General features: G+C 72.9%; 20 protein-coding genes. 13 read left to right on the plus strand and 7 right to left on the minus strand.

Annotated elements, in window-relative coordinates:
• The first annotated feature begins 20 nt into the window (after positions 1–20).
• The 5 genes from ACZ7N4_RS31680 (at position 21) to ACZ7N4_RS31700 (ending at position 5,413) form a co-directional block, all read left to right on the plus strand.
• On the plus strand, positions 21–1,259 hold the full coding sequence (locus ACZ7N4_RS31680) for an MFS transporter (protein ID WP_471365116.1): 1,239 nt from the start codon (positions 21–23) through the stop codon (positions 1,257–1,259).
• Positions 1,260–1,361: 102 nt separating this feature from the next.
• Positions 1,362–2,063: a hypothetical protein gene (locus ACZ7N4_RS31685; RefSeq protein ID WP_471365119.1), complete on the plus strand. Its 702-nt coding sequence runs from the start codon at positions 1,362–1,364 to the stop codon at positions 2,061–2,063.
• Positions 2,050–2,766: a class F sortase gene (locus tag ACZ7N4_RS31690; RefSeq protein ID WP_471365122.1), complete on the plus strand. Its 717-nt coding sequence runs from the start codon at positions 2,050–2,052 to the stop codon at positions 2,764–2,766. Before ACZ7N4_RS31685 ends, ACZ7N4_RS31690 begins: the two co-directional genes overlap by 14 nt.
• 155 nt (positions 2,767–2,921) lie before the next feature.
• A complete protein-coding gene (locus ACZ7N4_RS31695) occupies positions 2,922–4,310 on the plus strand; it encodes an aldehyde dehydrogenase family protein (RefSeq protein ID WP_471365124.1) in 1,389 nt (462 codons plus the stop codon).
• A 14-nt stretch (positions 4,311–4,324) separates the two neighbouring features.
• Complete coding sequence (locus tag ACZ7N4_RS31700) at positions 4,325–5,413, plus strand: Zn-dependent alcohol dehydrogenase (protein ID WP_471365128.1); 1,089 nt, start codon at positions 4,325–4,327, stop codon at positions 5,411–5,413.
• Between the two features lie 44 nt (positions 5,414–5,457).
• Here ACZ7N4_RS31700 and ACZ7N4_RS31705 read toward each other — a convergent pair whose 3' ends face one another.
• Both ACZ7N4_RS31705 and ACZ7N4_RS31710 read right to left on the minus strand, forming a co-directional pair.
• Positions 5,458–6,171 (minus strand): ArsR/SmtB family transcription factor, encoded by a 714-nt coding sequence (locus ACZ7N4_RS31705; protein WP_471365133.1) that lies wholly within the window; start codon positions 6,169–6,171, stop codon positions 5,458–5,460.
• Positions 6,172–6,217: 46 nt separating this feature from the next.
• On the minus strand, positions 6,218–6,853 hold the full coding sequence (locus ACZ7N4_RS31710; RefSeq protein ID WP_471365135.1) for a TetR/AcrR family transcriptional regulator: 636 nt from the start codon (positions 6,851–6,853) through the stop codon (positions 6,218–6,220).
• A 91-nt stretch (positions 6,854–6,944) separates the two neighbouring features.
• Between ACZ7N4_RS31710 and ACZ7N4_RS31715 the strand changes: the two genes are divergently transcribed.
• From ACZ7N4_RS31715 to ACZ7N4_RS31725, 3 genes are all read left to right on the plus strand, one after another.
• Positions 6,945–8,096 carry an acyl-CoA dehydrogenase family protein gene (locus ACZ7N4_RS31715; RefSeq protein WP_471365138.1) on the plus strand — a complete coding sequence of 384 codons (1,152 nt, stop codon included), beginning with the start codon at positions 6,945–6,947 and terminating at the stop codon, positions 8,094–8,096.
• Positions 8,097–8,155: 59 nt separating this feature from the next.
• Complete coding sequence (locus ACZ7N4_RS31720; RefSeq protein WP_471365141.1) at positions 8,156–8,443, plus strand: YiaA/YiaB family inner membrane protein; 288 nt, start codon at positions 8,156–8,158, stop codon at positions 8,441–8,443.
• Between the two features lie 73 nt (positions 8,444–8,516).
• Positions 8,517–9,140 (plus strand): TetR/AcrR family transcriptional regulator, encoded by a 624-nt coding sequence (locus ACZ7N4_RS31725; protein ID WP_471365144.1) that lies wholly within the window; start codon positions 8,517–8,519, stop codon positions 9,138–9,140.
• 8 nt (positions 9,141–9,148) lie between these two features.
• On the opposite strand, the gene ACZ7N4_RS31730 is transcribed toward ACZ7N4_RS31725, so the two are convergent.
• Positions 9,149–9,610, minus strand: coding sequence for a MaoC family dehydratase (locus tag ACZ7N4_RS31730; RefSeq protein ID WP_471365149.1), 462 nt, complete (start codon positions 9,608–9,610; stop codon positions 9,149–9,151).
• 104 nt (positions 9,611–9,714) lie between these two features.
• On the opposite strand from ACZ7N4_RS31730, the gene soxR reads away from it, so the two are divergent.
• Positions 9,715–10,173, plus strand: a complete 459-nt coding sequence (soxR, locus tag ACZ7N4_RS31735; protein WP_471365152.1) for a redox-sensitive transcriptional activator SoxR — start codon at positions 9,715–9,717, stop codon at positions 10,171–10,173.
• A gap of 227 nt (positions 10,174–10,400) precedes the next feature.
• On the opposite strand, the gene ACZ7N4_RS31740 is transcribed toward soxR, so the two are convergent.
• A complete protein-coding gene (locus ACZ7N4_RS31740) occupies positions 10,401–11,003 on the minus strand; it encodes a hypothetical protein (RefSeq protein ID WP_471365155.1) in 603 nt (200 codons plus the stop codon).
• A gap of 207 nt (positions 11,004–11,210) precedes the next feature.
• On the opposite strand from ACZ7N4_RS31740, the gene ACZ7N4_RS31745 reads away from it, so the two are divergent.
• Entirely contained in the window at positions 11,211–14,000 is a 2,790-nt protein-coding gene (locus ACZ7N4_RS31745; protein ID WP_471365158.1) for a penicillin acylase family protein, read from the plus strand.
• Between the two features lie 18 nt (positions 14,001–14,018).
• On the opposite strand, the gene ACZ7N4_RS31750 is transcribed toward ACZ7N4_RS31745, so the two are convergent.
• Positions 14,019–15,317, minus strand: a complete 1,299-nt coding sequence (locus ACZ7N4_RS31750) for a serine-threonine protein kinase (RefSeq protein ID WP_471365161.1) — start codon at positions 15,315–15,317, stop codon at positions 14,019–14,021.
• Positions 15,318–15,347: 30 nt separating this feature from the next.
• The gene (locus ACZ7N4_RS31755; protein ID WP_471365163.1) at positions 15,348–16,568 is read right to left on the minus strand and encodes an exo-beta-N-acetylmuramidase NamZ family protein; all 1,221 of its coding nucleotides are present in this window, start codon (positions 16,566–16,568) and stop codon (positions 15,348–15,350) included.
• A gap of 165 nt (positions 16,569–16,733) precedes the next feature.
• On the opposite strand from ACZ7N4_RS31755, the gene ACZ7N4_RS31760 reads away from it, so the two are divergent.
• Genes ACZ7N4_RS31760 through ACZ7N4_RS31770 form a run of 3 tightly spaced genes read left to right on the plus strand, consistent with a single transcriptional unit; the run spans position 16,734 to position 19,785 of the window.
• Positions 16,734–17,507: an SDR family oxidoreductase gene (locus ACZ7N4_RS31760; RefSeq protein WP_471365167.1), complete on the plus strand. Its 774-nt coding sequence runs from the start codon at positions 16,734–16,736 to the stop codon at positions 17,505–17,507.
• Complete coding sequence (locus ACZ7N4_RS31765) at positions 17,504–19,165, plus strand: class I adenylate-forming enzyme family protein (protein WP_471365172.1); 1,662 nt, start codon at positions 17,504–17,506, stop codon at positions 19,163–19,165. The genes ACZ7N4_RS31760 and ACZ7N4_RS31765 overlap by 4 nt, the downstream gene beginning before the upstream one ends.
• Positions 19,166–19,191: 26 nt before the next feature.
• A complete protein-coding gene (locus tag ACZ7N4_RS31770; RefSeq protein ID WP_467929041.1) occupies positions 19,192–19,785 on the plus strand; it encodes a TetR/AcrR family transcriptional regulator in 594 nt (197 codons plus the stop codon).
• 74 nt (positions 19,786–19,859) lie between these two features.
• Here the strand turns inward: ACZ7N4_RS31770 and ACZ7N4_RS31775 are convergent, their stop codons facing one another.
• Complete coding sequence (locus ACZ7N4_RS31775; RefSeq protein ID WP_471365176.1) at positions 19,860–21,074, minus strand: acyl-CoA dehydrogenase family protein; 1,215 nt, start codon at positions 21,072–21,074, stop codon at positions 19,860–19,862.
• Positions 21,075–21,079: the final 5 nt, after the last annotated feature.

The raw sequence follows: 21,079 nt of genomic DNA on the forward strand, positions 1-21,079 counted from the left end.
ACTCGACGGAGGTCGTACCCATGGCGCCCGGTGGGAACCGCGGTTGGCTGCTCCGCCTCGTCATCGCCTTCTCCTTCGCGCAGGGGGCGGTGTCGATGGCTCGGCCCGCCGTCTCGTACCGGGCCCTCGCGCTGGGCGCCGACGAACGCGCGGTCGGTGTCATCGCCGGGGTGTACGCGCTGCTGCCGCTGTTCGCCGCCGTACCGCTCGGCCGCCGCACCGACCACGGCCGCTGCGCGCCCCTGCTGCCGGTGGGCGTGGTCCTCATCGCCGGCGGCTGCGTGCTCAGCGGGCTCGTCGGCTCCCTGGGGGTGATGGCCCTGTGGAGCGGGGTGATGGGCCTCGGCCACCTCTGCTTCGTGATCGGCGCCCAGTCGCTGGTGGCCCGCCAGTCCGCGCCGCACGAACAGGACCGCGCCTTCGGCCACTTCACCATCGGCGCCTCCCTCGGCCAGCTGATCGGTCCGGTCGCCGCCGGCGCCCTCATCGGCGGCCCGGACATGGCGCACAGCAGCGCGCTCGCCCTCGTCGTGGCGGGGGCGGGCGCGGCCGTGGCGTTCACCTCGCTGTGGCGCATCGAGGACCGTACGGCCGTCGGCTCCCGCCCGCCGCGGGGCGAACGCGTGCCGGTCGCCGGGATCCTGCGCGCCCGGGGCGTGCCCGCGGGCATGCTCATCAGCCTGTCGGTGCTGTCCGCGACCGACATCCTCACCGCCTACCTCCCCGTGGTCGGTGAGCACCGGGGCATCGCGCCGTCGGTGATCGGTGTCCTGCTCAGTCTCCGGGCCGGTGCCACCATCGCCTGCCGGCTGGTCCTCACCCCGCTGCTGCGGCTGCTCGGGCGGACCGCGCTGCTCACCGTGACCTGCCTGCCGGCCGCCCTGCTGTGCGCGGGGATGGCGCTGCCGGTGCCGGTCTGGATGCTCGGCGCGATGCTCACGGCCCTCGGCTTCTGTCTGGGCGTGGGGCAGCCGCTGTCGATGACGACGGTGGTGCGGGCCGCGCCCGACCAGGCCCGCTCCACCGCGCTGGCGCTGCGGCTGACCGGCAACCGGCTCGGCCAGGTCGCCGCGCCCGCCGCCGCGGGTCTGGTCGCCGGTGCGGCCGGGGTGGCGGCGCCGTTCGTGATGCTGGGGGCGTTGCTGCTGCTGTCGTCGGGGGTGGCGCTGCGTTCGCCGGGCCGGTCCGAGGGACCGTCCGGGCGGGTGAGCGGGACACGGCCGAAGCGCCCGGGATTGCGCCGCACGAGCGATCTCTGACGGCGCGTCGGGCGTCGGTCCCCGGGGCCGTGCGGCCCATGACGGAGAGTCCAGGCGAAAGAGCGATTTGTATGAAAATCGTCTGAACTTGGAGGATTGCGCATGCCCACCCTGACACTCCCACGTGCCGTCGGCTCCCGCGCGGGCGCCACAGTCGTCCTCACCGCCCTCGCCGCGGCGGGCGCGTCATGGGTGGCGGCGCCGAGCGCGGTGGCCCAGGGGGAGAACGGCGACATCCGGATCCATGACGAGCGCCACCTCCGCGGTACGTCGCTCGTGGGATCGGCCAAGGACGATCCGGTGGTCTGCAGGTTCTATCTCGAAGCGGTCAACTTCGACACCCTGACCAGCATCGCCTACACCATCACCCCCCAGCCCCCGCTGCCCACCGCCGCCACCGTCTCCGGGATCATCCAGCTCGCCGGGGGTGCCGGGCACACCGACCCGCTGGGCCTGTCGGACGGGCAGTACAAGATCAGCTGGATCGTGGGGACCCCCGCGGCCGTGAAGGAGAAGGTCTTCCGGGTCAGCTGCAAGGAGGGGCGCCACGAGGGGGAGCAGGAGGAGCACGGGGAGCACGGTCCGAACGGGCAGATCGCCGACGACCAGCAGAACAACAGCGGCGGCTGGGGCAAGAACGACCACGACGGCCCCAAGGGCGGAGTCCACGCGGGCGGCGGCGGCCTCATCGACACGGCCGCCGCGTACTCCCCGGTGGCCGCCGCGGCCGCCGTGGGTCTCGTCGCCGTCTGCGGTGTCGTGTACGTCCGGCTGATCCGCCGGCGGCCCCATGGTGCCGCGTAGGTGCCGACGCAGGCCCTGGTACCGGACCCGCGCCTACCGTCTGGCCAGGACGGCCCTGCTGGCGGTCGTCCTGGTGACGGTGGTGGCCCGGTGCGGGCCGGACGGCCAGACGGCCGGGACCGGCCGGGGAGCCTCGGCGGCCTCCGGCGCGGACTCCTCCCGGCCCGGCGGAGGGGACGGCGCGGCGGACGCCGGCCCGGACGAGGAACCGCCCCCCGCCGCCGACACCCCGCCGCCCCGCCCGCTGCCCCGGTCCCGGCCGACGTCCTTCCGCGTGCCCTCCCTGGGGATCGACGCCCCGGTCACCCCGCTCCGCCTCGACCGCAACCACGAACTGGAGACACCGCCCGTCGACGCGCCCCGCCTGGTCGGCTGGTACGAGGGCGGCCCCACGCCCGGCGAGGCCGGCACCGCCGTCGCCGTCGGACACCGCGACACCCGGACCGGGCCGGCCGTGTTCGCCGGACTCGCCCAGGTCAAGCCCGGCAGGCGCATCGAGGTCCGGCGGGCGGACGGCCGTACCGCCGTCTACTCGGTGGACGGGGTGAAGGTCTTCGACAAGGCCGGCTTCCCCGACACGGAGGTCTACGGCCCCACCGGCCGCCCGGAGCTGCGGGTGATCACCTGCGGCGGCCTCTTCAGCCGGCGGACCGGCTACACCAGCAACGTGGTGGTCTTCGCCCATCTGACCGCCACCCGATGACCGGCGGACCGGCCGGTGCGGACGCCCTGCCCGCACCGGCCGGTCCGTTCGCGATGATGTCCCGGAACGTCCGTGGCCCAGGAATGTCTGGCGCACGAAAACTATCATCGCTAGTTTGTGTGCCGGACGACGCGGACCCGCCGGGAGGACACACCATGAAGGCACACGACGCCCTGTACATCGACGGCGCCTGGCGCCCCGCCGAGAGCAGGGACGAGATCGAGGTCGTCAACCCCGCCGACGAGCAGGTCATCGGCCGTGTCCCGGCGGGTGGCGCGCTGGACGTCGACACCGCCGTACGGGCCGCCCGCGCCGCCCTGGCCGGCTGGGCCGCCACGCCCCCGGCCGAACGCGCCGCGCGCCTGACCGCCCTCCGGGACGCCCTCGTGGCCCGCAAGGACGAGATCGCCGAGACGGTCACCGCGGAACTGGGCTCGCCCCTCGCGTTCTCCCAGGCCGTGCACGCGGCCGTGCCGATCGCGGTCGCGGCCTCCTACGCCGAGCTGGCCGCGACCCACGCCTTCGAGGAGAAGGTCGGCAACTCCACCGTCCTGCACGAGCCGATCGGCGTGGTCGGCGCGATCACCCCCTGGAACTACCCGCTCCACCAGATCGTCGCCAAGGTCGCCCCGGCCCTCGCCGCCGGCTGCACGGTCGTCCTCAAGCCCGCCGAGGACACCCCGCTCACCGCCCAGCTCTTCGCCGAGGCGGTGCACGAGGCGGACCTGCCCGCGGGTGTGTTCAACCTGGTCACCGGCCTCGGCCCGGTCGCCGGACAGGCCCTCGCCGAGCACCCGGGCGTCGACCTGGTCTCCTTCACCGGCTCCACGGCGGTCGGCCGGCGGATCGGCGCGGTGGCCGGCGCCGCCGTGAAGAAGGTCGCCCTCGAACTCGGCGGCAAGTCCGCCAACGTCATCCTGCCCGGCGCCGACCTCGCCAAGGCCGTGAACGTCGGCGTCGCCAACGTGATGTCCAACTCCGGCCAGACGTGCAGCGCCTGGACCCGGATGCTGGTCCACCGCGACCAGTACGCCGAGGCCGTCGAACTGGCCCGGACCGCCGCCGCCAAGTACGCCGACCGCATCGGCCCGCTGGTCAGCGCCAGGCAGCGGGCCCGGGTGCGCGGGTACATCGAGAAGGGCGTCGCCGAGGGCGCCCGCCTCGTCGCCGGCGGCCCCGGATCCCCCCGCGAGCACGGCTACTTCGTCAGCCCGACGGTCTTCGCGGACGTCACCCCCGGGATGACCGTCGCCCAGGAGGAGATCTTCGGCCCGGTCCTGTCGATCCTGAGGTACGAGGACGAGGAGGACGCCCTGCGCATCGCCAACGGCACGGTGTACGGCCTCGCGGGCGCCGTCTGGGCCGCCGACGAGGCCGAGGCGGTGGCCTTCGCCCGCCGCATGGAGACCGGGCAGGTCGACATCAACGGCGGCCGGTTCAACCCCCTCGCGCCCTTCGGCGGTTACAAGCAGTCCGGGGTCGGCCGGGAACTCGGCGCGCACGGGCTCGCCGAGTACCTCCAGACCAAGTCCCTGCAGTTCTGAGGAGTCCGACACCCATGGCCGTACGAGCCGCCGTCCTGCCCGCCATCGGCGCCCCGCTGGAGATCACCGGCATCGAGCTGCCCGACCCGGGCCCCGGACAGGTCCGGGTCCGCCTCGCCGCCGCCGGCGTCTGCCACTCCGACCTGTCCCTGTCCAACGGCACCATGCGGGTGCCGGTCCCGGCCGTCCTCGGCCACGAGGGCGCCGGCACGGTCGTCGCGGTCGGCGAGGGCGTCACCCACGTCGCGCCGGGAACCCCGGTCGTCCTCAACTGGGCGCCGTCCTGCGGCACCTGCCACGCCTGCACGCTGGGCGAGGTGTGGCTGTGCGCCAACGCGCTGAACGGCGCCGCCGGCGTCCACGCCCGCACCGCCGACGGCACCGAACTGCACCCCGGGCTGAACGTGGCCGCGTTCGCCGAGGAGACGGTGGTCGCCGCGTCCTGCGTGCTGCCGCTGCCGGACGGGGTGCCGCTGGTGGACGCCGCCCTGCTGGGCTGCGCCGTGCTCACCGGGTACGGCGCCGTCCACCACTCGGCGCGGGTCCGGTCCGGCGAGACCGTGGCCGTCTTCGGCGTCGGGGGAGTCGGCCTGGCCACCCTCCAGTCGGCCCGCATCGCGGGCGCGTCCCGGATCATCGCGGTCGACGTCTCGCCGGGCAAGGAGGAACTGGCCCGCGCGGCCGGCGCCACGGACTACGTCCTCGCCTCCGAGAACACCCCCCGCGAGATCCGCGCCCTCACCGGGAAGCAGGGCGTCGACGTCTCCGTGGAGTGCGTGGGCCGCGCGGTCTCCATCCGCGCGGCCTGGGAGTCCACCCGCCGGGGCGGCCGTACGACGGTCGTCGGCATCGGCGGCAAGGAGGAGCAGGTCGCCTTCAACGCCCTGGAGATCTTCCACTGGGGCCGCACCCTCTCCGGCTGCGTCTACGGCAACAGCGACCCGGCCCGCGACGTACCGCTGCTCGCCGAGCACGTCAGGGAGGGCCGCCTGGACCTGTCCGCGCTGGTCACCGAACGGATCGGCCTGGAGGACATCCCGACGGCCTTCGAGAACATGCTGGCGGGCAAGGGGGGCCGGGCGCTGGTCGTGTTCGGGGGGTGAGCAGCCTCCGAGGGTGTGCGGGGCACGGAAGGGGCGCGGGGAGCTCAGCGCAGGTCACCGGAGGAGATGCCGAGCAGGTCGGAGAACACCCGCTCCCCGGACGGGGTCACCTTCACCGCCCGCCCGCTCCCCACCCGCACACACCACCCCGCCTCCAGCGCCCGCCGGCACAGCGCCGCCCCCGCCACCCCCGCGAGATGCGGGCGCCGTTCGGTCCAGTCCAGGCACGCCCGGGCCGGCGGGCGCCGGCCGGTGAGGTCCAGCGGGATGCCCACCGCACCGAACCACTCCACCCCGGCGTCGGTCAGCGCGAACCCGGTGTCCTGCCGCAGCAGCCCCCGCTCGGTCAGCGCATCGGTCAGCACGGTTCCCAGCCGCCCGGCCAGGTGGTCGTAGCAGGTACGCCCGCGCGCCATGGCCGCTCCGGCGCTCGCCGCGCGCAGGGTGCGCGGAGCCTGCCGTACCGCCGTCGGAGGCAGCTGCGCGGCGAGGTCCTCGACCAGCTGCGCCACCCGCGCGTCGGCCAGCCGGACGTACCGGTGCCGGCCCTGCCGTTCCTCCGCGAGCAGGCCGCCGGCCACCAGCTTCCCCAGGTGCTCGCTCAGCGTGGACGCCGCGACACCGGCATGCCGGGCCAGCTCGCCGGCCGTCCACGCCCGTCCGTCCAGCAGCGCCAGCAGACACGCGGCCCGGGTCCGGTCGGCGATCAGCCCGGCCAGCGCGGCCAGGCCCGCCGCCTGGGGGTTCTCGGTGGTCATGCCCCCAGCATGCGGCACTCTCGGTTCGGTGCCGGCCGAAGCGTCCTCACGCCCGTACCTGCTCGTACTGCTGCGCCAGCCCGTCCAGCAGCGCGCTCAGCCCTGCCTCGAAGGCCCGCTCGTCGATCTTCTCCTGCTGCTCGGCGAGCAGATGGGCCTGCCCCAGGTGGGGATAGTCGGCGGGGTCGTACGCGCTCGCGTCGTCCACGAAGCCGCCGGCGAACGAACCGAGCGCCGAGCCCATGATGAAGTACCGCATCAGCGCGCCGATCGAGGTGGCCTGCGCCGGCGGCCAGCCCGCCTCCACCATCGCGCCGTAGACCGCGTCGGCCAGGCGCAGCGCGGCCGGGCGGCGGCCGGGGCCGCGGGCGAGGACCGGGACGATGTTCGGGTGGTCGCGCAGGGCGGCCCGGTAGGAGACGGCCCAGTCGTGCAGCGCGGTCCGCCAGTCCCGGCCGTCCTCGAACATCGACAGGTCGACCAGCGCGCTGACCGAGTCCGCCACCGCCTCCAGGATCTCGTCCTTGGTGCGGAAGTGGTTGTAGAGCGAGGGCCCGCTCACCCCCAGCTCCGCGGCCAGCCGCCGCGTGGAGACCGCGGCCAGACCCTCCCGGTCCACGAGGTCCCGGGCCGTCGCGACGATCCGGTCGGTGCTGAGGAGGGGCTTGCGCGGTCGGGCCATGGCGCACATAGTAGGGCTGCGCATCGGAAACTAGCAGTGCTAATTTGCATGTACGGCGTTCAAGAACCAGCGGTTATGGGGTGATCTCGTGGTGAACCTGGGTCTCAGCGAGGAGCAGACGGCCGTGCGGCGGCTCGCCCGGGACTTCGTGGAACGCGAGATCGCCCCGCACGTGGTCGCCTGGGACCGCGCCGAGGAGGTCGACCGGGGCATCGTGCGGAAGCTCGGCGAGGTCGGTTTCCTGGGGCTGACCGTCGCCGAGGAGTACGGTGGCTCCGGCGGCGACCACCTCTCCTACTGCCTGGTCACCGAGGAACTGGGCCGCGGGGACTCCTCGGTCCGCGGGATCGTCTCCGTCTCCCTGGGGCTCGTCGCCAAGACGATCGCCGCCTGGGGGACCGAGGAACAGAAGCGGCGCTGGCTGCCCGGGCTCACCTCCGGCGCGTACGTCGGCTGCTTCGGCCTGACCGAGCCCGGCACCGGTTCCGACGCGGGCAACCTCACCACCCGGGCGGTGCGCGACGGCGACGACTACGTGGTGAACGGCACCAAGATGTTCATCACCAACGGCACCTGGGCCGACGTCGTCCTGCTCTTCGCCCGCTCCACCGACGCCCCCGGCCACAAGGGCGTGTCCGCCTTCCTGGTCCCCACCGACACCCCCGGCCTGACCCGCCGCCCCCTCCACGGCAAGCTCGGCCTGCGCGGCCAGGCCACCGCCGAACTCGTCCTGGAGGACGTGCGCGTCCCCTCCTCGGCGATGCTCGGCGAGGAGGGCAGGGGCTTCTCCGTCGCCATGTCCGCGCTCGCCAAGGGGCGGATGTCGGTGGCCGCCGGCTGTGTCGGGATAGCCCAGGCCGCGCTGGACGCGGCCGTGCGGTACGCCGGTGAGCGGGAACAGTTCGGGAAGCCCATCGCCCGGCACCAGCTGGTGCAGGAGCTGATCAGCGACATCGCCGTCGACGTGGACGCGGCCCGGCTGCTGACCTGGCGGGTCGCCGACCTCGTCGACCGCGGCGAGCCCTTCGCCGTGGAGTCCTCCAAGGCCAAGCTGTTCGCCTCCGAGGCCGCCGTGCGCGCCGCCAACAACGCCCTCCAGGTCTTCGGCGGCTACGGCTACATCGACGAGTACCCCGCGGGCAAGCTGCTGCGCGACGCCCGCGTGATGACCCTGTACGAGGGCACCAGCCAGATCCAGAAGCTGCTCATCGGGCGTTCGCTGACGGGTGTCTCGGCCTTCTGAGTACCTGCCTGAGTATCCCGGCGGATGTGGTGCGGGCCGTGTCCGCCGATGCTCTGTCCATGAGTGACACACCGGTCAAGCAGCAGGGCACGGCCGCGTTCTACGGCCAGGCCGTCGCCTCCTTCGCGGTCGCCATGACGGCCACCGCCATCGGTATCCTCCGGCTCGACGCCAATGCCTGGGTGCGCGGGTTCCTGGCGATCGCCGTCCTGTACCTCGTCACCTCCGCCTTCACCCTCGCCAAGGTGATCCGGGACCGGCAGGAGGCCGGGCAGCTCGTCAGCCGCGTCGACCAGGCCCGCCTGGAGAAGCTGCTCGCCGACCACGATCCCTTCGAGAAGCTCTGAGCGGCTACGCTAAGCGCTCGCTCACCGTCGGCGGTATGGTGGTGCTCCTGTCACCGAGAGGGGCGAGCGAGCGATGAGTACGGCGGAGGAGACGACCGGCGGCGAAGTGGAGCCGTGGGAAGAGGTCACCCCTGACGCGGCCCGGCGGCTGCTGGTCGCCGCCGTGGAGGCCTTCGCCGAGCGTGGGTACCACGCGACGACGACCCGCGACATCGCGGGCCGCGCCGGCATGAGCCCGGCCGCGCTCTACATCCACTACAAGACCAAGGAAGAGCTGCTCCACCGGATCAGCCGGATCGGCCACGACCGGGCCCTGGACATCCTGCGCACGGCGGCCCGCCGCGAGGGCAGCGCCACGGAACGGCTGGCCGACGCCGTCAGCTCCTTCGTCCGCTGGCACGCGGGGCGGCGCACCACCGCGCGGGTCGTGCAGTACGAGCTCGACGCCCTCGGCCCCGACGCGCGCGCCGAGATCGTCGCGCTGCGCCGGCAGGTCGACGCCGAGGTGCGCGGGATCGTCGAGGACGGCGTGGCCTCGGGCGAGTTCGACGTGCTGGACGTCAAGGGCACCACGCTCGCCGTGCTGTCGCTGTGCATCGACGTGGCCCGCTGGTTCGACGTGAACGGCCCGCGCACCCCCGAGGAGGTCGGCGCGCTCTACGCCGACCTCGTGCTGCGCATGGTCGGGGCCCGGTAAGCCCCGGTCTACAGGTAGTACCGGGAGACCGACTCCGCGACGCACACCGGCTTGTCGCCGCCCTCGCGCTCCACGGTGAAGGCGACCGTCAGCTGCACGCCGCCGGTGACGTCCTCGACACCGGCGATCCTGCCGGTGGCGCGCAGCCGGGAGCCGACGGGGACGGGGGAGGGGAAACGCACCTTGTTCGTCCCGTAGTTGACGCCCATCTTCACGCCCTCGACCCGGATGAGCTGCGGCCCGAAGAGCGGGAGCAGGGACAGGGTGAGGTAGCCGTGCGCGATGGTGGTCCCGAACGGTCCCTGGGCGGCCTTCTCCGGGTCCACGTGGATCCACTGGTGGTCGCCGGTCGCCTCGGCGAACAGGTCGATCCGCTTCTGGTCGACCTCCAGCCAGTCGGTGTGGCCCAGCTGCTCGCCCACGGCCGCCCTCAGCTCGTCGGGGGAGGTGAAGGTCCTCGGTTCTGCCATGTTCCCGGCCTCTCGCTCGCGTCTCTAAGCAACTGCTTAGCATGGTCGGCTGAGGGGGCGATGTCAACGACAGGGGGCCGGGCCCGGTGGGTAGTCTCTGAGAGGTGCCACAGATTCCCGAGAAGATCCACGAGCTGACCGTCGGCCAGTTGTCCGCGCGCAGCGGAGCCACGGTGTCCGCCCTGCACTTCTACGAGTCCAAAGGCCTGATCCGCAGCCGGCGCACCCCCGGCAACCAGAGGCGCTACAGCCGGGACACCCTGCGCCGGGTGGCCTTCGTCCGCGCGGCCCAGCGGGTCGGCATCCCGCTCGCCACGATTCGCGAGGCCCTGGCCGAACTGCCCGAGGAGCGCACACCGACGCGGGAGGACTGGGCGCGGCTGTCGGAGAAGTGGCGCGCGGAACTGGAGGAGCGGATCCAGCAGCTGAACCGTCTGCGGGACCACCTCACCGACTGCATCGGGTGCGGGTGCCTGTCCCTGGAGACGTGTGTGCTCTCCAACCCGGACGACGTGTTCGGCGAGCGGCTCACGGGGTCGCGCCTCCTGGCGGAGCGACGTTGAGAGGGGTGACCGGGCCCGGGTGGCGGTCCGTCGCCGACTGCGGGTGTGTGGTGGCTGGTCGCGCGGTTCCCCGCGGCCCCTGGGCGGCTGCGGTCGCCGCCGGTTCCAAGGCGCCGTCACGGCCGCGCGCCGACTCCGAGGCGCGGTGATCGCCGCGCCGCCCGCGCGGAAAGGGTGCGGCATCCCCTACGCACCCCCGCATCGGTGCCGGTCATGCGCGCGGGTCGTCAGGCCGTCATCAGCAGGCGTCCCCGGCGGGAGTGCTCAAGGGCCCGCGGACCGAGGACGGGCCGCGGCACCAGGATCCCGCAGTCCGTGCAGACCGGGCCGGACGACGGCTCGTGGTCCAGGCCGTACTTCCAGACCAGGCGTTCTCCGCCGCACACCGGGCAGGACGAGCCCGGCTCCCGCTCCAGCGCGGCGATCAGCCGGCGCAGCACCACCGCCAGCGGCTCGTCGGGATGCACCCGCGGGTCGTCGCACCAGGCGACCCCGAACCCGCCCCAGGTCAGCCGGTGCCAGTCGTCCACGCTGCCGGGCCGGCGCAGCCCGTCGTGCTTCTCCTTCCTGCGTCGCTCCGTGAAGTCGGTCTCGTAGGCGAGCCAGACGTCACGAGCCTCCTCCAGCTCCTCCAGCGCGGCCACGAGCCGCGCCGGATCGGGGGAGCGGTCCTCGGGGCCGAAACCCGCCCGGGAACACAGATGGTCCCAGGTCGCCCGATGCCCGTAAGGGGCGAACTTCTCCAGGCACTTGCGCAGTGAGTACCGCCGTAGCGCCAGATCACAGCCCGGGTCGCGTACCTGTCTCGCCAGACTCCGGAAACCGGCCATCGCCCTGCACCTCCGTCACACCTGCACCTGCACTTCGGTCACTTCGGCGTCATCGCAAGGACGTCGCCGAATAGACGTATCGACAGGCGATTCGGCTCCATCTCTTCTCGGGATCTCCTTGCGTACTCCGGAAAGTGACGCATGTTCATCTTTGAACGGGGGGATACCGGCGGTAACGTTCGGCCACCCCTGTCGCTAGGAGCTGCCATGCCACGGCGAACCCCACGTACAGCGCTCGACAGACAGAGAACGTCCCGCCGACTCCCCGGGTTCCTGAAGACCGCGTCGGTATGCGTCCTCGTCGCCGGTCTTCTCTCACCCCTCACACAGTCCGCGGTCGCGGCGACCGGTTCGGCGGCCGCCAACGACTACTGCGGCGGCCGGTGTTCGGACATCCTGCCGCCCGGCGAGAACGGCAACGCGACCCTCGCCCAGATCCTGCTCAACCAGGTCTTCGGCACCCAGCCCGGGCACGCCGAGGACCAGCTCGGCCCGTACGCCAACCTGGCCACCGGCTACAAGGGCCTGACCGACGCCACCGTCAACACCTTCTTCAACGACGCCTCCTTCGGCGTCCCCGCCGACCAGGTCGCCTCCACCGAGAAACCGGCCGGCCGGAGCGACGTGACGATCGTCCGCGACAAGAAGGCCGGTGTGCCGCACATCACAGGCACCACCCGGTACGGCACCGAGTTCGGCGCCGGATACGCGGCGGCCGAGGACCGGCTGTGGCTGATGGACGTCTTCCGGCACGTCGGCCGCGGCCGGCTGACCTCGTTCGCCGGCGGCGCCCCCTCCAACCAGGGCCTGGAGCAGCAGTTCTACCGCAACGCCCCCTACACCGAGGCCGACCTCCAGGCACAGATCGACAACGCGGTCGCCGGGAACGGCGCCCGCGGCCAGCAGGCCCTCGGCGACGTCAAGGCCTACATCGACGGCGTCAACGCCTACATCGACGCCTCCGACAGCGGCCGCTACTTCCCCGGCGAGTACGTCCTCACCGGCCACAAGGACTCCATCACCAACGCCGGCACCATAGAACACTTCAAGGTCACCGACCTGGTGGCGCTCGCCTCCGTGATCGGCTCGCTGTTCGGCTCCGGCGGTGGCGGCGAGGTCGACAACGCGCTGTCCCTGCTCGCCGCCCAGGCCAGGTACGGCGTCGAGGAGGGCACCAGGGTCTGGGAGTCCTTCCGCGAACGCAACGACCCCGAGGCCGTCCTCACCGTCCACGACGGCGAGAGCTTCCCCTACGGCGCCAAACCCGCCGACGCCCAGGGCGAGGCCCTGCCCGACGCCGGATCGGTCACCCGGGAACCGCTCGTGTACGACCGCACGGGCAGCGCGGGCACCGCGGCCGCCAAGAGCACCACCGCCGCCGCCGCGAAGACCGCCCTCGGCTCCGCCCGGCGCGGTATGTCCAACGCCCTCGTGGTCAGCGGCGAGCACACCGCCGGCGGCCACCCCATCGCCGTCTTCGGGCCGCAGACCGGCTACTTCGCGCCGCAGCTGCTCATGCTCCAGGAGATCCAGGGCCCGGGCCTCAGCGCCCGCGGCGCCTCCTTCGCGGGCCTGAGCATGTACGTCGAACTCGGCCGCGGCCAGGACTACTCCTGGAGCGCCACCACCTCCGGCCAGGACATCATCGACAGCTACGCGGTCGAGCTCTGCCAGGACGACTACCACTACCTGTACCACGGCACCTGTACGGCCATGGAGAAGATCGAGCAGAAGAACGCCTGGAAACCGACCACCGCCGACGGCACGGCCGAGGGCTCGTACACCATGCGCGTGTGGCGGACCCGGTACGGCCCCGTGGAGTACCGGGCGACCGTCGGCGGCAAGAAGGTCGCCTACACCACCCTGCGCTCCTCCTACCTGCACGAGGCCGACTCCATCATCGGCTTCCAGATGCTCAACGACCCCGACTACGTCAAGGGCCCGCAGGACTTCCAGAGCGCGGCGCAGCACATCAACTACACCTTCAACTGGTTCTACGCCGACTCACAGCACACCGCCTACTACAACAGCGGTGACAACCCGGTCCGGGCGAGCGGCGTCGACAGCGAGTTCCCGGTATGGGCGCGGCCCGCTTACGAGTGGCGGAACTGGGACCCGGCCGGCAACACCGCCGACTACACCCCGGCCTCCGCGCACCCCCACTCCGTCGACCAGGACTACTACATATCCTGGAACAACAAGCAGGCCGAGGACTACACGACCGCGTCCTGGGGCGACGGCTCCGTGCACCGCGGCAACCTGCTGGACGACCGGGTGAAGAAGCTGGTCGCGGCCGGCGGGGTGACCCGGGCCAAGCTGGTGCAGGCCATGGCGGACGCGGGCCTCGCCGACCTGCGCGCCGAGGACGTGCTGCCCAGGCTGCTCAAGGTGGTCACCTCCTCCCCGGTCACCGACGCCACGGCCGCCGCGGCGGTCGGCAAGCTCCAGGCCTGGGTCACGGCGGGCGCCAAGCGCACCGAGACGTCGGCCGGTTCGAAGAAGTACGCCGACGCCGACGCGATCCGCATCCTGGACGCCTGGTGGCCGCTGCTGGTCAAGGCCGAGTTCGAGCCCGGTCTCGGCAGCGACCTCTACACGGCGGTCACCGGCAACCTGCCGGTCGACGAGGCGCCCTCCGCAGGACACGGACCCACCGGCTCGCACGCCGGCAGCTCCTTCCAGTACGGCTGGTGGTCCTACGTCGACAAGGACCTCCGGGCCGTGCTCGGGGAGCCCGTGCCGGGCGGCCTCGCCCGGACGTACTGCGGCGGCGGCAGCCTCACCGCCTGCCGGGACATCCTGATCGGCACCTTGAAGGACGCCGCGGGCAGGACCGCCGCCCAGGTCTACCCCGGCGACGACCAGTGCGCGGCGGGCGACCAGTGGTGCGCCGACTCGATCGTCCAGCGCACCCTGGGCGGCATCAAGCACGGGAAGATCGGCTGGCAGAACCGGCCGACCTTCCAGCAGGTCGTGGAGTACACCTCGCACCGCTGAGGTGACACGGGCGGCGGGTCACGCGATACGGCCCGCCGCCACCACCAGCCGCGCCAGTTCCGGGTGCACGATGTCGCTGTGCGCCCCGGTCGGCGCGCCCCCGCGCCGCACCACGGCCGCCGCGTCCACGTTCACACACCCCGACGCGGGCAGCCGGCCGTCCAGCGCCGCCGCGAGGTCCAGCCGGGCCGTGCCCCGCACCGCCTGCGCCCCGTCGTGCCCCATGGCCCCCCACCGCGGCCCGAGCACGGCCGCGATCTCGTCGCCCGCGCAGGACCGGTCGTCCCCGGCGAGCCGGGAGGCCAGCGGGTAGAACGTGCCGAGGGCCGCGTCGAAGTGCGAGTAGCAGCACACCAGCGGGCCGTCGACGCGCCGTTGCAGGTCCCTGAGCGCGCCCGACCGGTCCGGGGCGTGCGGCAGCCGGGCCGCGAACGCGTAGTGCGAGAAGGCGCCCTGGAGCAGGGTCACCGACTTCACCGTGTCCACGCCCCCGGGCAGCCCGCGCAGCGCGAACGCCACCAGCCGGCCGCCGAAGCTGTGCCCGACGAGGTGGACCCGCACCCCGGGCGCCGCCTGCGCCAACCGCCCCAGCAGCGGGCCGAGTCCCCGCTCGCCGACCGTCCCGGCCCGCCGTTTCATCCGGTAGTACGTCGCCTGCCGCAGCAGTTCCTTGGCACCGTCCCACGGGTCGGGGACGGTGAACCGCGGTGCGCCGGCGGAGTCGAGCGCGGCCAGCGCCTCGGCGAACTGCTCGCAGGCGGCCACCGGGTCGTCACCGAACACGGCGGGTTCGCCGTCCTCGTCCGTGTCGGCCGCCGGCCCCGGTCCGCCGTCGTCCAGCAGCAGCCGCACCAGCCGGCCGAACTCCGTCAGCCCCGCGGCGCCGTCCGGCCGTTCGTCCAGCATCCGGGCCAGCCGGTCCAGCACCGTCGTCCGGCCCGGGAAGGCCTCCAGCAGGGCGCGCCGGGTGTCCTCGTCCAGCACCGGACGCGGCTCCGCCTCCGCCTCCACGGCCGTCACGGACCGGGGGAAGTCCGGGATCGGCTCGTCGCTGAACCGCATCGACGGCCAGATCACGCCGACGTACCCGAGCCGGGCCTTCGGCGCCAGCTTCGGGACCGGGGCGAGGAAACGGCGGTAGAGCGCGGTCGCGCCCGAGCGGTCGTTGTTCCAGCCGTGCGAGAAGACGATCAGGTCACGGACGCCGTGGTCCGCGGCCTGTGCCAGCAGCCGGTCGCGTTCGGGGCCGTCCACGTCCCCGTCCGCGTCGAAGGTCAGCTCCCAGTAAGGAGCCACACTCGTCCCAGGATCCGCCATGCCAGGCCTCCAAGTCCCGGAGGAGGTGCGCTACGTGTACAGGAGATACCCCTTGCGCACCCGCCGGAACGCGGCCAGCTCCTCCTGCCAGGCCCCCGTCACCTCGTCGGTGCCCGCACCCGCGTCGATCATCGTGCGCACCCGGTCGGAACCGGTGAGCTTGTCGATCCAGTTGTCGGACCGCCAGGCGAAGCCGCTCCACACCTTCCGGGCGGTCACCAGCAGCGCGACACCGGTGCGCACGGGGTCGTAGGCGGCCCGGTCGGTCACGTGGATCTGCACCCCGCCGACGGTCCTGCCCTGGAACTTGGAGAACGTGGGCGTGAAGTACGCCTCCCGGAACCGCACCCCGGGCAGCCCGAGCCCGTTCACGGCGGCGGCCCAGCGGCCGTCCAGCCCCTCGGCGCCGAGGAGTTCGAACGGCCGGGTCGTGCCGCGCCCCTCGGAGAGGTTGGTGCCCTCGACCATGCAGGTGCCGGAGTACACCAGCGCGGTGTCCGGGGTGGGCATGTTCGGGCTCGGCGGCACCCAGGGCAGGCCCGAGGCGTCGTAGAACGCGGAGCGGCTCCAGCCCGTCATGCGTACGGTCTCCAGGGGGACCGGCGTGGCCAGGAACTCCCCGTTGAACAGGCGGGCCAGCTCCGCGACGGTCATCCCGTGCGCCTGCGCGATCGGCTGCCGGCCGACGAAGGTGGCGAACTCCCTGTGCAGCACCGGCCCCTGGGCCTCGCGTCCGGTCACCGGGTTCGGGCGGTCCAGCACGACGAAGCTCTTCCCGGCCAGCTGGGCCGCCTCCATGCAGTCGTACAGGGTCCAGATGTAGGTGTAGAAGCGGGCGCCGACGTCCTGGATGTCGAAGACGACCGTGTCGACGCCGGAGGCGGTGAAGACGTCGGCGAGCGGCCGGCCGCTCTTCAGGTACGTGTCGTACACCGGCAGGCCGGTCGCGGGGTCGTCGTAGCGGCCCTCGGAGCCGCCCGCCTGTGCGGTGCCCCGGAAGCCGTGCTCGGGGCCGAAGACCGCCGTCAGCTCGACCCGGCTGTCGTGGTGCATCACGTCGACGATGTGCTCGGTGGCCCGGGTGATGCCGGTGGGGTTGGTGACGACGCCGACGCGCCGGCCGCGCAGGACCGCGTAACCGTCGGCCGCGAGTCTCTCGAAGCCGGTGCGGAGAGGTCCGCGGTGCCGTGGGACGGCCGGGAGGGCCGCTGTCGTCGTCGATGCGAGAAGGGTCCGTCGGGACAGGTGCATGCGGTCCTCCGGTGGGTGGGCACGTGCTGGCCGTGTGCGGCTGGGCGTGCGGTTCCCCGCGACCCTAGGTTGGAGCAGTTCCCCTTCCTTCACACATACCGACCGGTTAGTCTGGGCCGACCAGAGCCGACGCGCGCCGCGCGAAAGTCGTGTCGAAGGAGACCGATGGTGGAAGCCGTGCAGGATGCGGGAGTGGTCGTCACCGGAGCGGGCGGTGGGATCGGGGCCGCGCTGGCCCGGCGGTTCGCCGCCGAGGGGGCCCGGGTCGTGGTCAACGACCTGGACGCCGCGAAGGCGAAGGCGGTGGCCGAGGAGATCGGCGGGACCGCCGTGCCGGGGGACGCCTCCGCGATCGTCGCCGAGGCCCGGGACGTGCTCGGCGGCACGGTGGACGTCTACTGCGCCAACGCGGGCGTCGCCTTCGAGGACGGCGACCTCGCCGGCACCCTGGACGAGAGGACCTGGGCGACCTCCTGGGACGTCAACCTGATGGCCCACGTCCGCGCGGCCAACGCGCTGCTGCCCGACTGGCTGGAGCGGGGCGGCGGGCGGTTCGTCTCCACCGTCTCCGCCGCCGGGCTGCTGACGATGATCGGCGCGCCCTCCTACAGCGTGACCAAGCACGGCGCCTACGCCTTCGCCGAGTGGCTGTCACTGACGTACCGGCACCGCGGGGTCAGGGTCCACGCGATCTGCCCGCAGGGCGTGCGCACCGACATGCTGGCCGCCACCGGCAGCGCCGGCGACCTGGTGCTCCAGCCGACCGCGATCGCACCGGAGGCGGTCGCCGACGCCCTGTTCGAGGGCATCGCCGAGGACCGCTTCCTGATCCTGCCGCACCCGGAGGTCGCCGGTTTCTACCAGGCGCGGGCCGGCGAACCCGACCGCTGGCTCGCCACCATGAACCACATCCAGCAGAAGTGGGAGGCCACCCGGTGACCGCCTCCCCCTACGCCGCCCGCCCCTGGCTCGCCCTGCTGACAGAGGCCCAGCGCGCCCCGCTCGACCCCGCGGCCTCCCTCGTGCACGCCCTGCGCGACGCCGTCGCCGAGGCCCCCGACCGGCCCTGCCTCGCCTACTTCGACGCCCGGCTCGGCTACCGCGAGGTCGACGAGCTGAGCGACTCCGTCGCCGCCCACCTCGTCGCGCGCGGTCTGGAACGCGGCGACCGGGTGGCCGTCCTGCTGCAGAACTCCCCGCACTTCGTACTGGCCGTGCTCGGCGCCTGGAAGGCCGGCGCGACCGTCGTCCCGGTCAACCCCATGTACAAGTCGGCCGAGGTGGCACACGTCCTGCGGGACGGCGAGGTGGCCGCGCTGGTCTGCTCCGACCGGGCCTGGGAGTCGTACCTGAGGGAGACGGCCGCCGGCTCGCCGGTGCGGATCGTGCTCACCGCGTGCGAGCGGGACTTCCAGAGCCGGAACGACCCGCGCGTGCTGGCCTTCGAGCGGCTGCCCCAGGCCCCGGACACCGAGGACCTGGTGGCCGTCGCCCGGCAGGGCGGCCGGGCCCCCGGGAGCCTCCTGCCGCGCCCGGACGACATCGCCCTGATCAGCTACACCTCCGGCACCAGCGGCACGCCCAAGGGCGCCACCAACACGCACGCCAACATCATGCACAACGCCGAACGGCTGGCCACCGGGCTCGGCCTGCCCGAGGCGCCCGTCTTCCACGCGCTCGCCCCGCTCTTCCACATCACCGGCATGGTCTGCCAGTTCGGCGCCTGCCTGAGCGGCGCGGGCACCCTGGTGCTCACCTACCGCTTCGATCCCGGCGTCGTGCTGGAGGCCTTCGCCGAGCACCGCCCGCACTACACCGTCGGTCCCTCCACCGCCTACATGGCGCTGGCCTCCCACCCGGACGCCACCCCCGGGCACTTCGCCTCCTTCGTGGACCTCGCCTCGGGCGGCGCACCCGTGCCACCGGCCCTGGTGCAGAGGTTCCGGGAGCGTTTCGGGCCGTACATCCGGGTCGGCTACGGCCTCACCGAGTGCACCGCCCCCTGCGCCGCCGTCCCGCCCCACCTGGAGGCCCCCGTCGACCCGGTCTCCGGGACCCTCTCCGTCGGCCTGCCCGGCGCCGACACCGTCGTGCGGATCCTGGACGAGCAGGGCGCGGAGGTGCCTGTCGGCGAGCAGGGCGAGATCGCCGTCCGCGGGCCACAGGTGGTGCCCGGTTACTGGCGGCGCCCGGACGCCACCGCCGAGACCTTCCCGGACGGCGAGCTGCGCACCGGCGACATCGGGTTCATGGACGAGCAGGGCTGGCTGTACGTCGTGGACCGCAAGAAGGACATGATCAACGCGTCCGGCTTCAAGGTGTGGCCGCGCGAGGTCGAGGACGTCCTCTACACGCACCCGGCGGTGCGCGAGGCGGCCGTCGTGGGCGTCCCCGACGGGTACCGTGGCGAGACCGTCAAGGCGTATGTCAGCCTTCGTCCGGGCGCGGAGGCGGACCCGGAGGAACTCGCCGGGTACTGCAAGGAGAGACTGGCCGCCTACAAGTACCCGCGGCAGGTCGAGGTCCTGCCCGACTTGCCCAAGACGGCGAGTGGGAAGATCCTCCGTCGGGAACTGCGTTCCCGGAACACCGAGTGAACATCACGGAAAGGCAGGTGGCGGCAGTGCCCAGGACGACGGACGGAGACGGTACGCCCGTCCCGCAGCGGCTGCTGGCCGCCGCCACCCGGCTCTTCGCCGAGCAGGGCTACGACCGCACCTCCGTACAGGAGATCGTGGAGGCGGCCGGCGTCACCAAGGGGGCGCTGTACCACTACTTCGGCTCCAAGGACGACCTGCTGCACGAGGTGTACGCGCGCGTGCTGCGCCTCCAGCAGGAGCGGCTGGACACCTTCGCGAACGCCGACGAGCCCGTGGAGAAGCGGCTCAGAGACGCGGCGGCGGACGTCGTCGTCACGACGATCGAGAACCTCGACGACGCGATGATCTTCTTCCGGTCGATGCACCACCTGAGCCCGGAGAAGAACAAGCAGGTCCGGGCCGAGCGCCGGCGCTACCACGAGCGCTTCCGGGCGCTGGTGGAGGAGGGGCAGAAGGCGGGCGTCTTCTCCACGGCGACCCCGGCCGACCTGATCGTGGACTACCACTTCGGCTCGGTCCACCACCTGTCGACCTGGTACCGGCCCGACGGCCCGATGGGCCCGCAGGAGGTGGCCGACCACCTGGCCGACCTGCTCCTGCGGGCGCTGCGGCCGTAGCGGACCGCAGAGGCCGGGGGACCTCAGAGGCCGGGGGCCCCAGAGGCCGCAGGACCTCTGAGGCACCCCAGGCCTCAGAGGTACTTCTTCAGCTCCCGGCGGGCCAGCGACCGCTGGTGCACCTCGTCCGGGCCGTCGGCCAGCATCAGGGTCCGGGCGCTCGCGTACAGCTCGGCCAGCGGGAAGTCCTGGCTCACCCCGCCCGCGCCGTGCAGCTGGATCGCCCGGTCCAGGATGCCGACCACCGCGCGCGGGGTGGCGATCTTGATGGCCTGGATCTCCGTGTGGGCGCCCTTGTTGCCGACGGTGTCCATCAGCCAGGCCGTCTTCAGCACCAGCAGCCGCAGCTGCTCCACGGTGACCCGGGCGTCGGCGATCCAGTTCTGCACGACTCCCTGCTGGGCCAGCGCCTTGCCGAACGCGGTACGGTCCACGGCCCGCCGGCACATCAGCTCGATCGCCCGCTCGGCCATGCCGATCAGCCGCATGCAGTGGTGGATGCGGCCGGGGCCGAGCCGGGCCTGGGCGATCGCGAAGCCGCCGCCCTCCTCGCCGACGAGGTTCGCCACGGGCACGCGCGCGTGGTCGAAGACGACTTCGGCGTGGCCGCCGTGGGAGTGGTCCTCGTAACCGAAGACCCGCATGGCCCGCTTGACCGTGACGCCCGGGGTGTCGCGCGGGACCAGGACCATGGACTGCTGGCGGCGGATGTCCGCGCCGTCCGGGTCCGTCTTGCCCATGACGATGAAGATCCGGCAGTCCGGGTTCATCGCCCCGGAGATGTACCACTTGCGCCCGGTGACGACGTACTCGTCGCCGTCCCGCTCGATGTGCGTCGTGATGTTGGTGGCGTCCGAGGAGGCCACCTCCGGCTCGGTCATCGCGAACGCCGACCGGATCTCACCGGCCAGCAGCGGCTCCAGCCACTGCTTCTTCTGCTCCTCGGTGCCGAACTGGGCCAGCACCTCCATGTTCCCGGTGTCGGGCGCGGCGCAGTTGGTCGCGGTGGGCGCGAGGTGCGGGGAGCGGCCGGTGATCTCGGCGAGCGGCGCGTACTGGAGGTTGGTCAGTCCCGCGCCGTACCCGGCGTCCGGGAGGAAGAGGTTCCACAGGCCCTGCCGGCGCGCCTCGGCCTTCAGCTCCTCCACCACGGCCGGGGTGTCCCAGGGAGAGGTGAGGGCGGCCCGCTGCTCCTCCGCGACCGCCTCCGCCGGGTAGACGAACTCGTCCATGAAGGCGAGCAGCCTGGCGCGCAGTTCCTCGGTGCGCGCGTCGAACGCGAAGTCCATGTGCG

It is taken from the genome of Streptomyces sp. NPDC107654, from assembly GCF_055639035.1.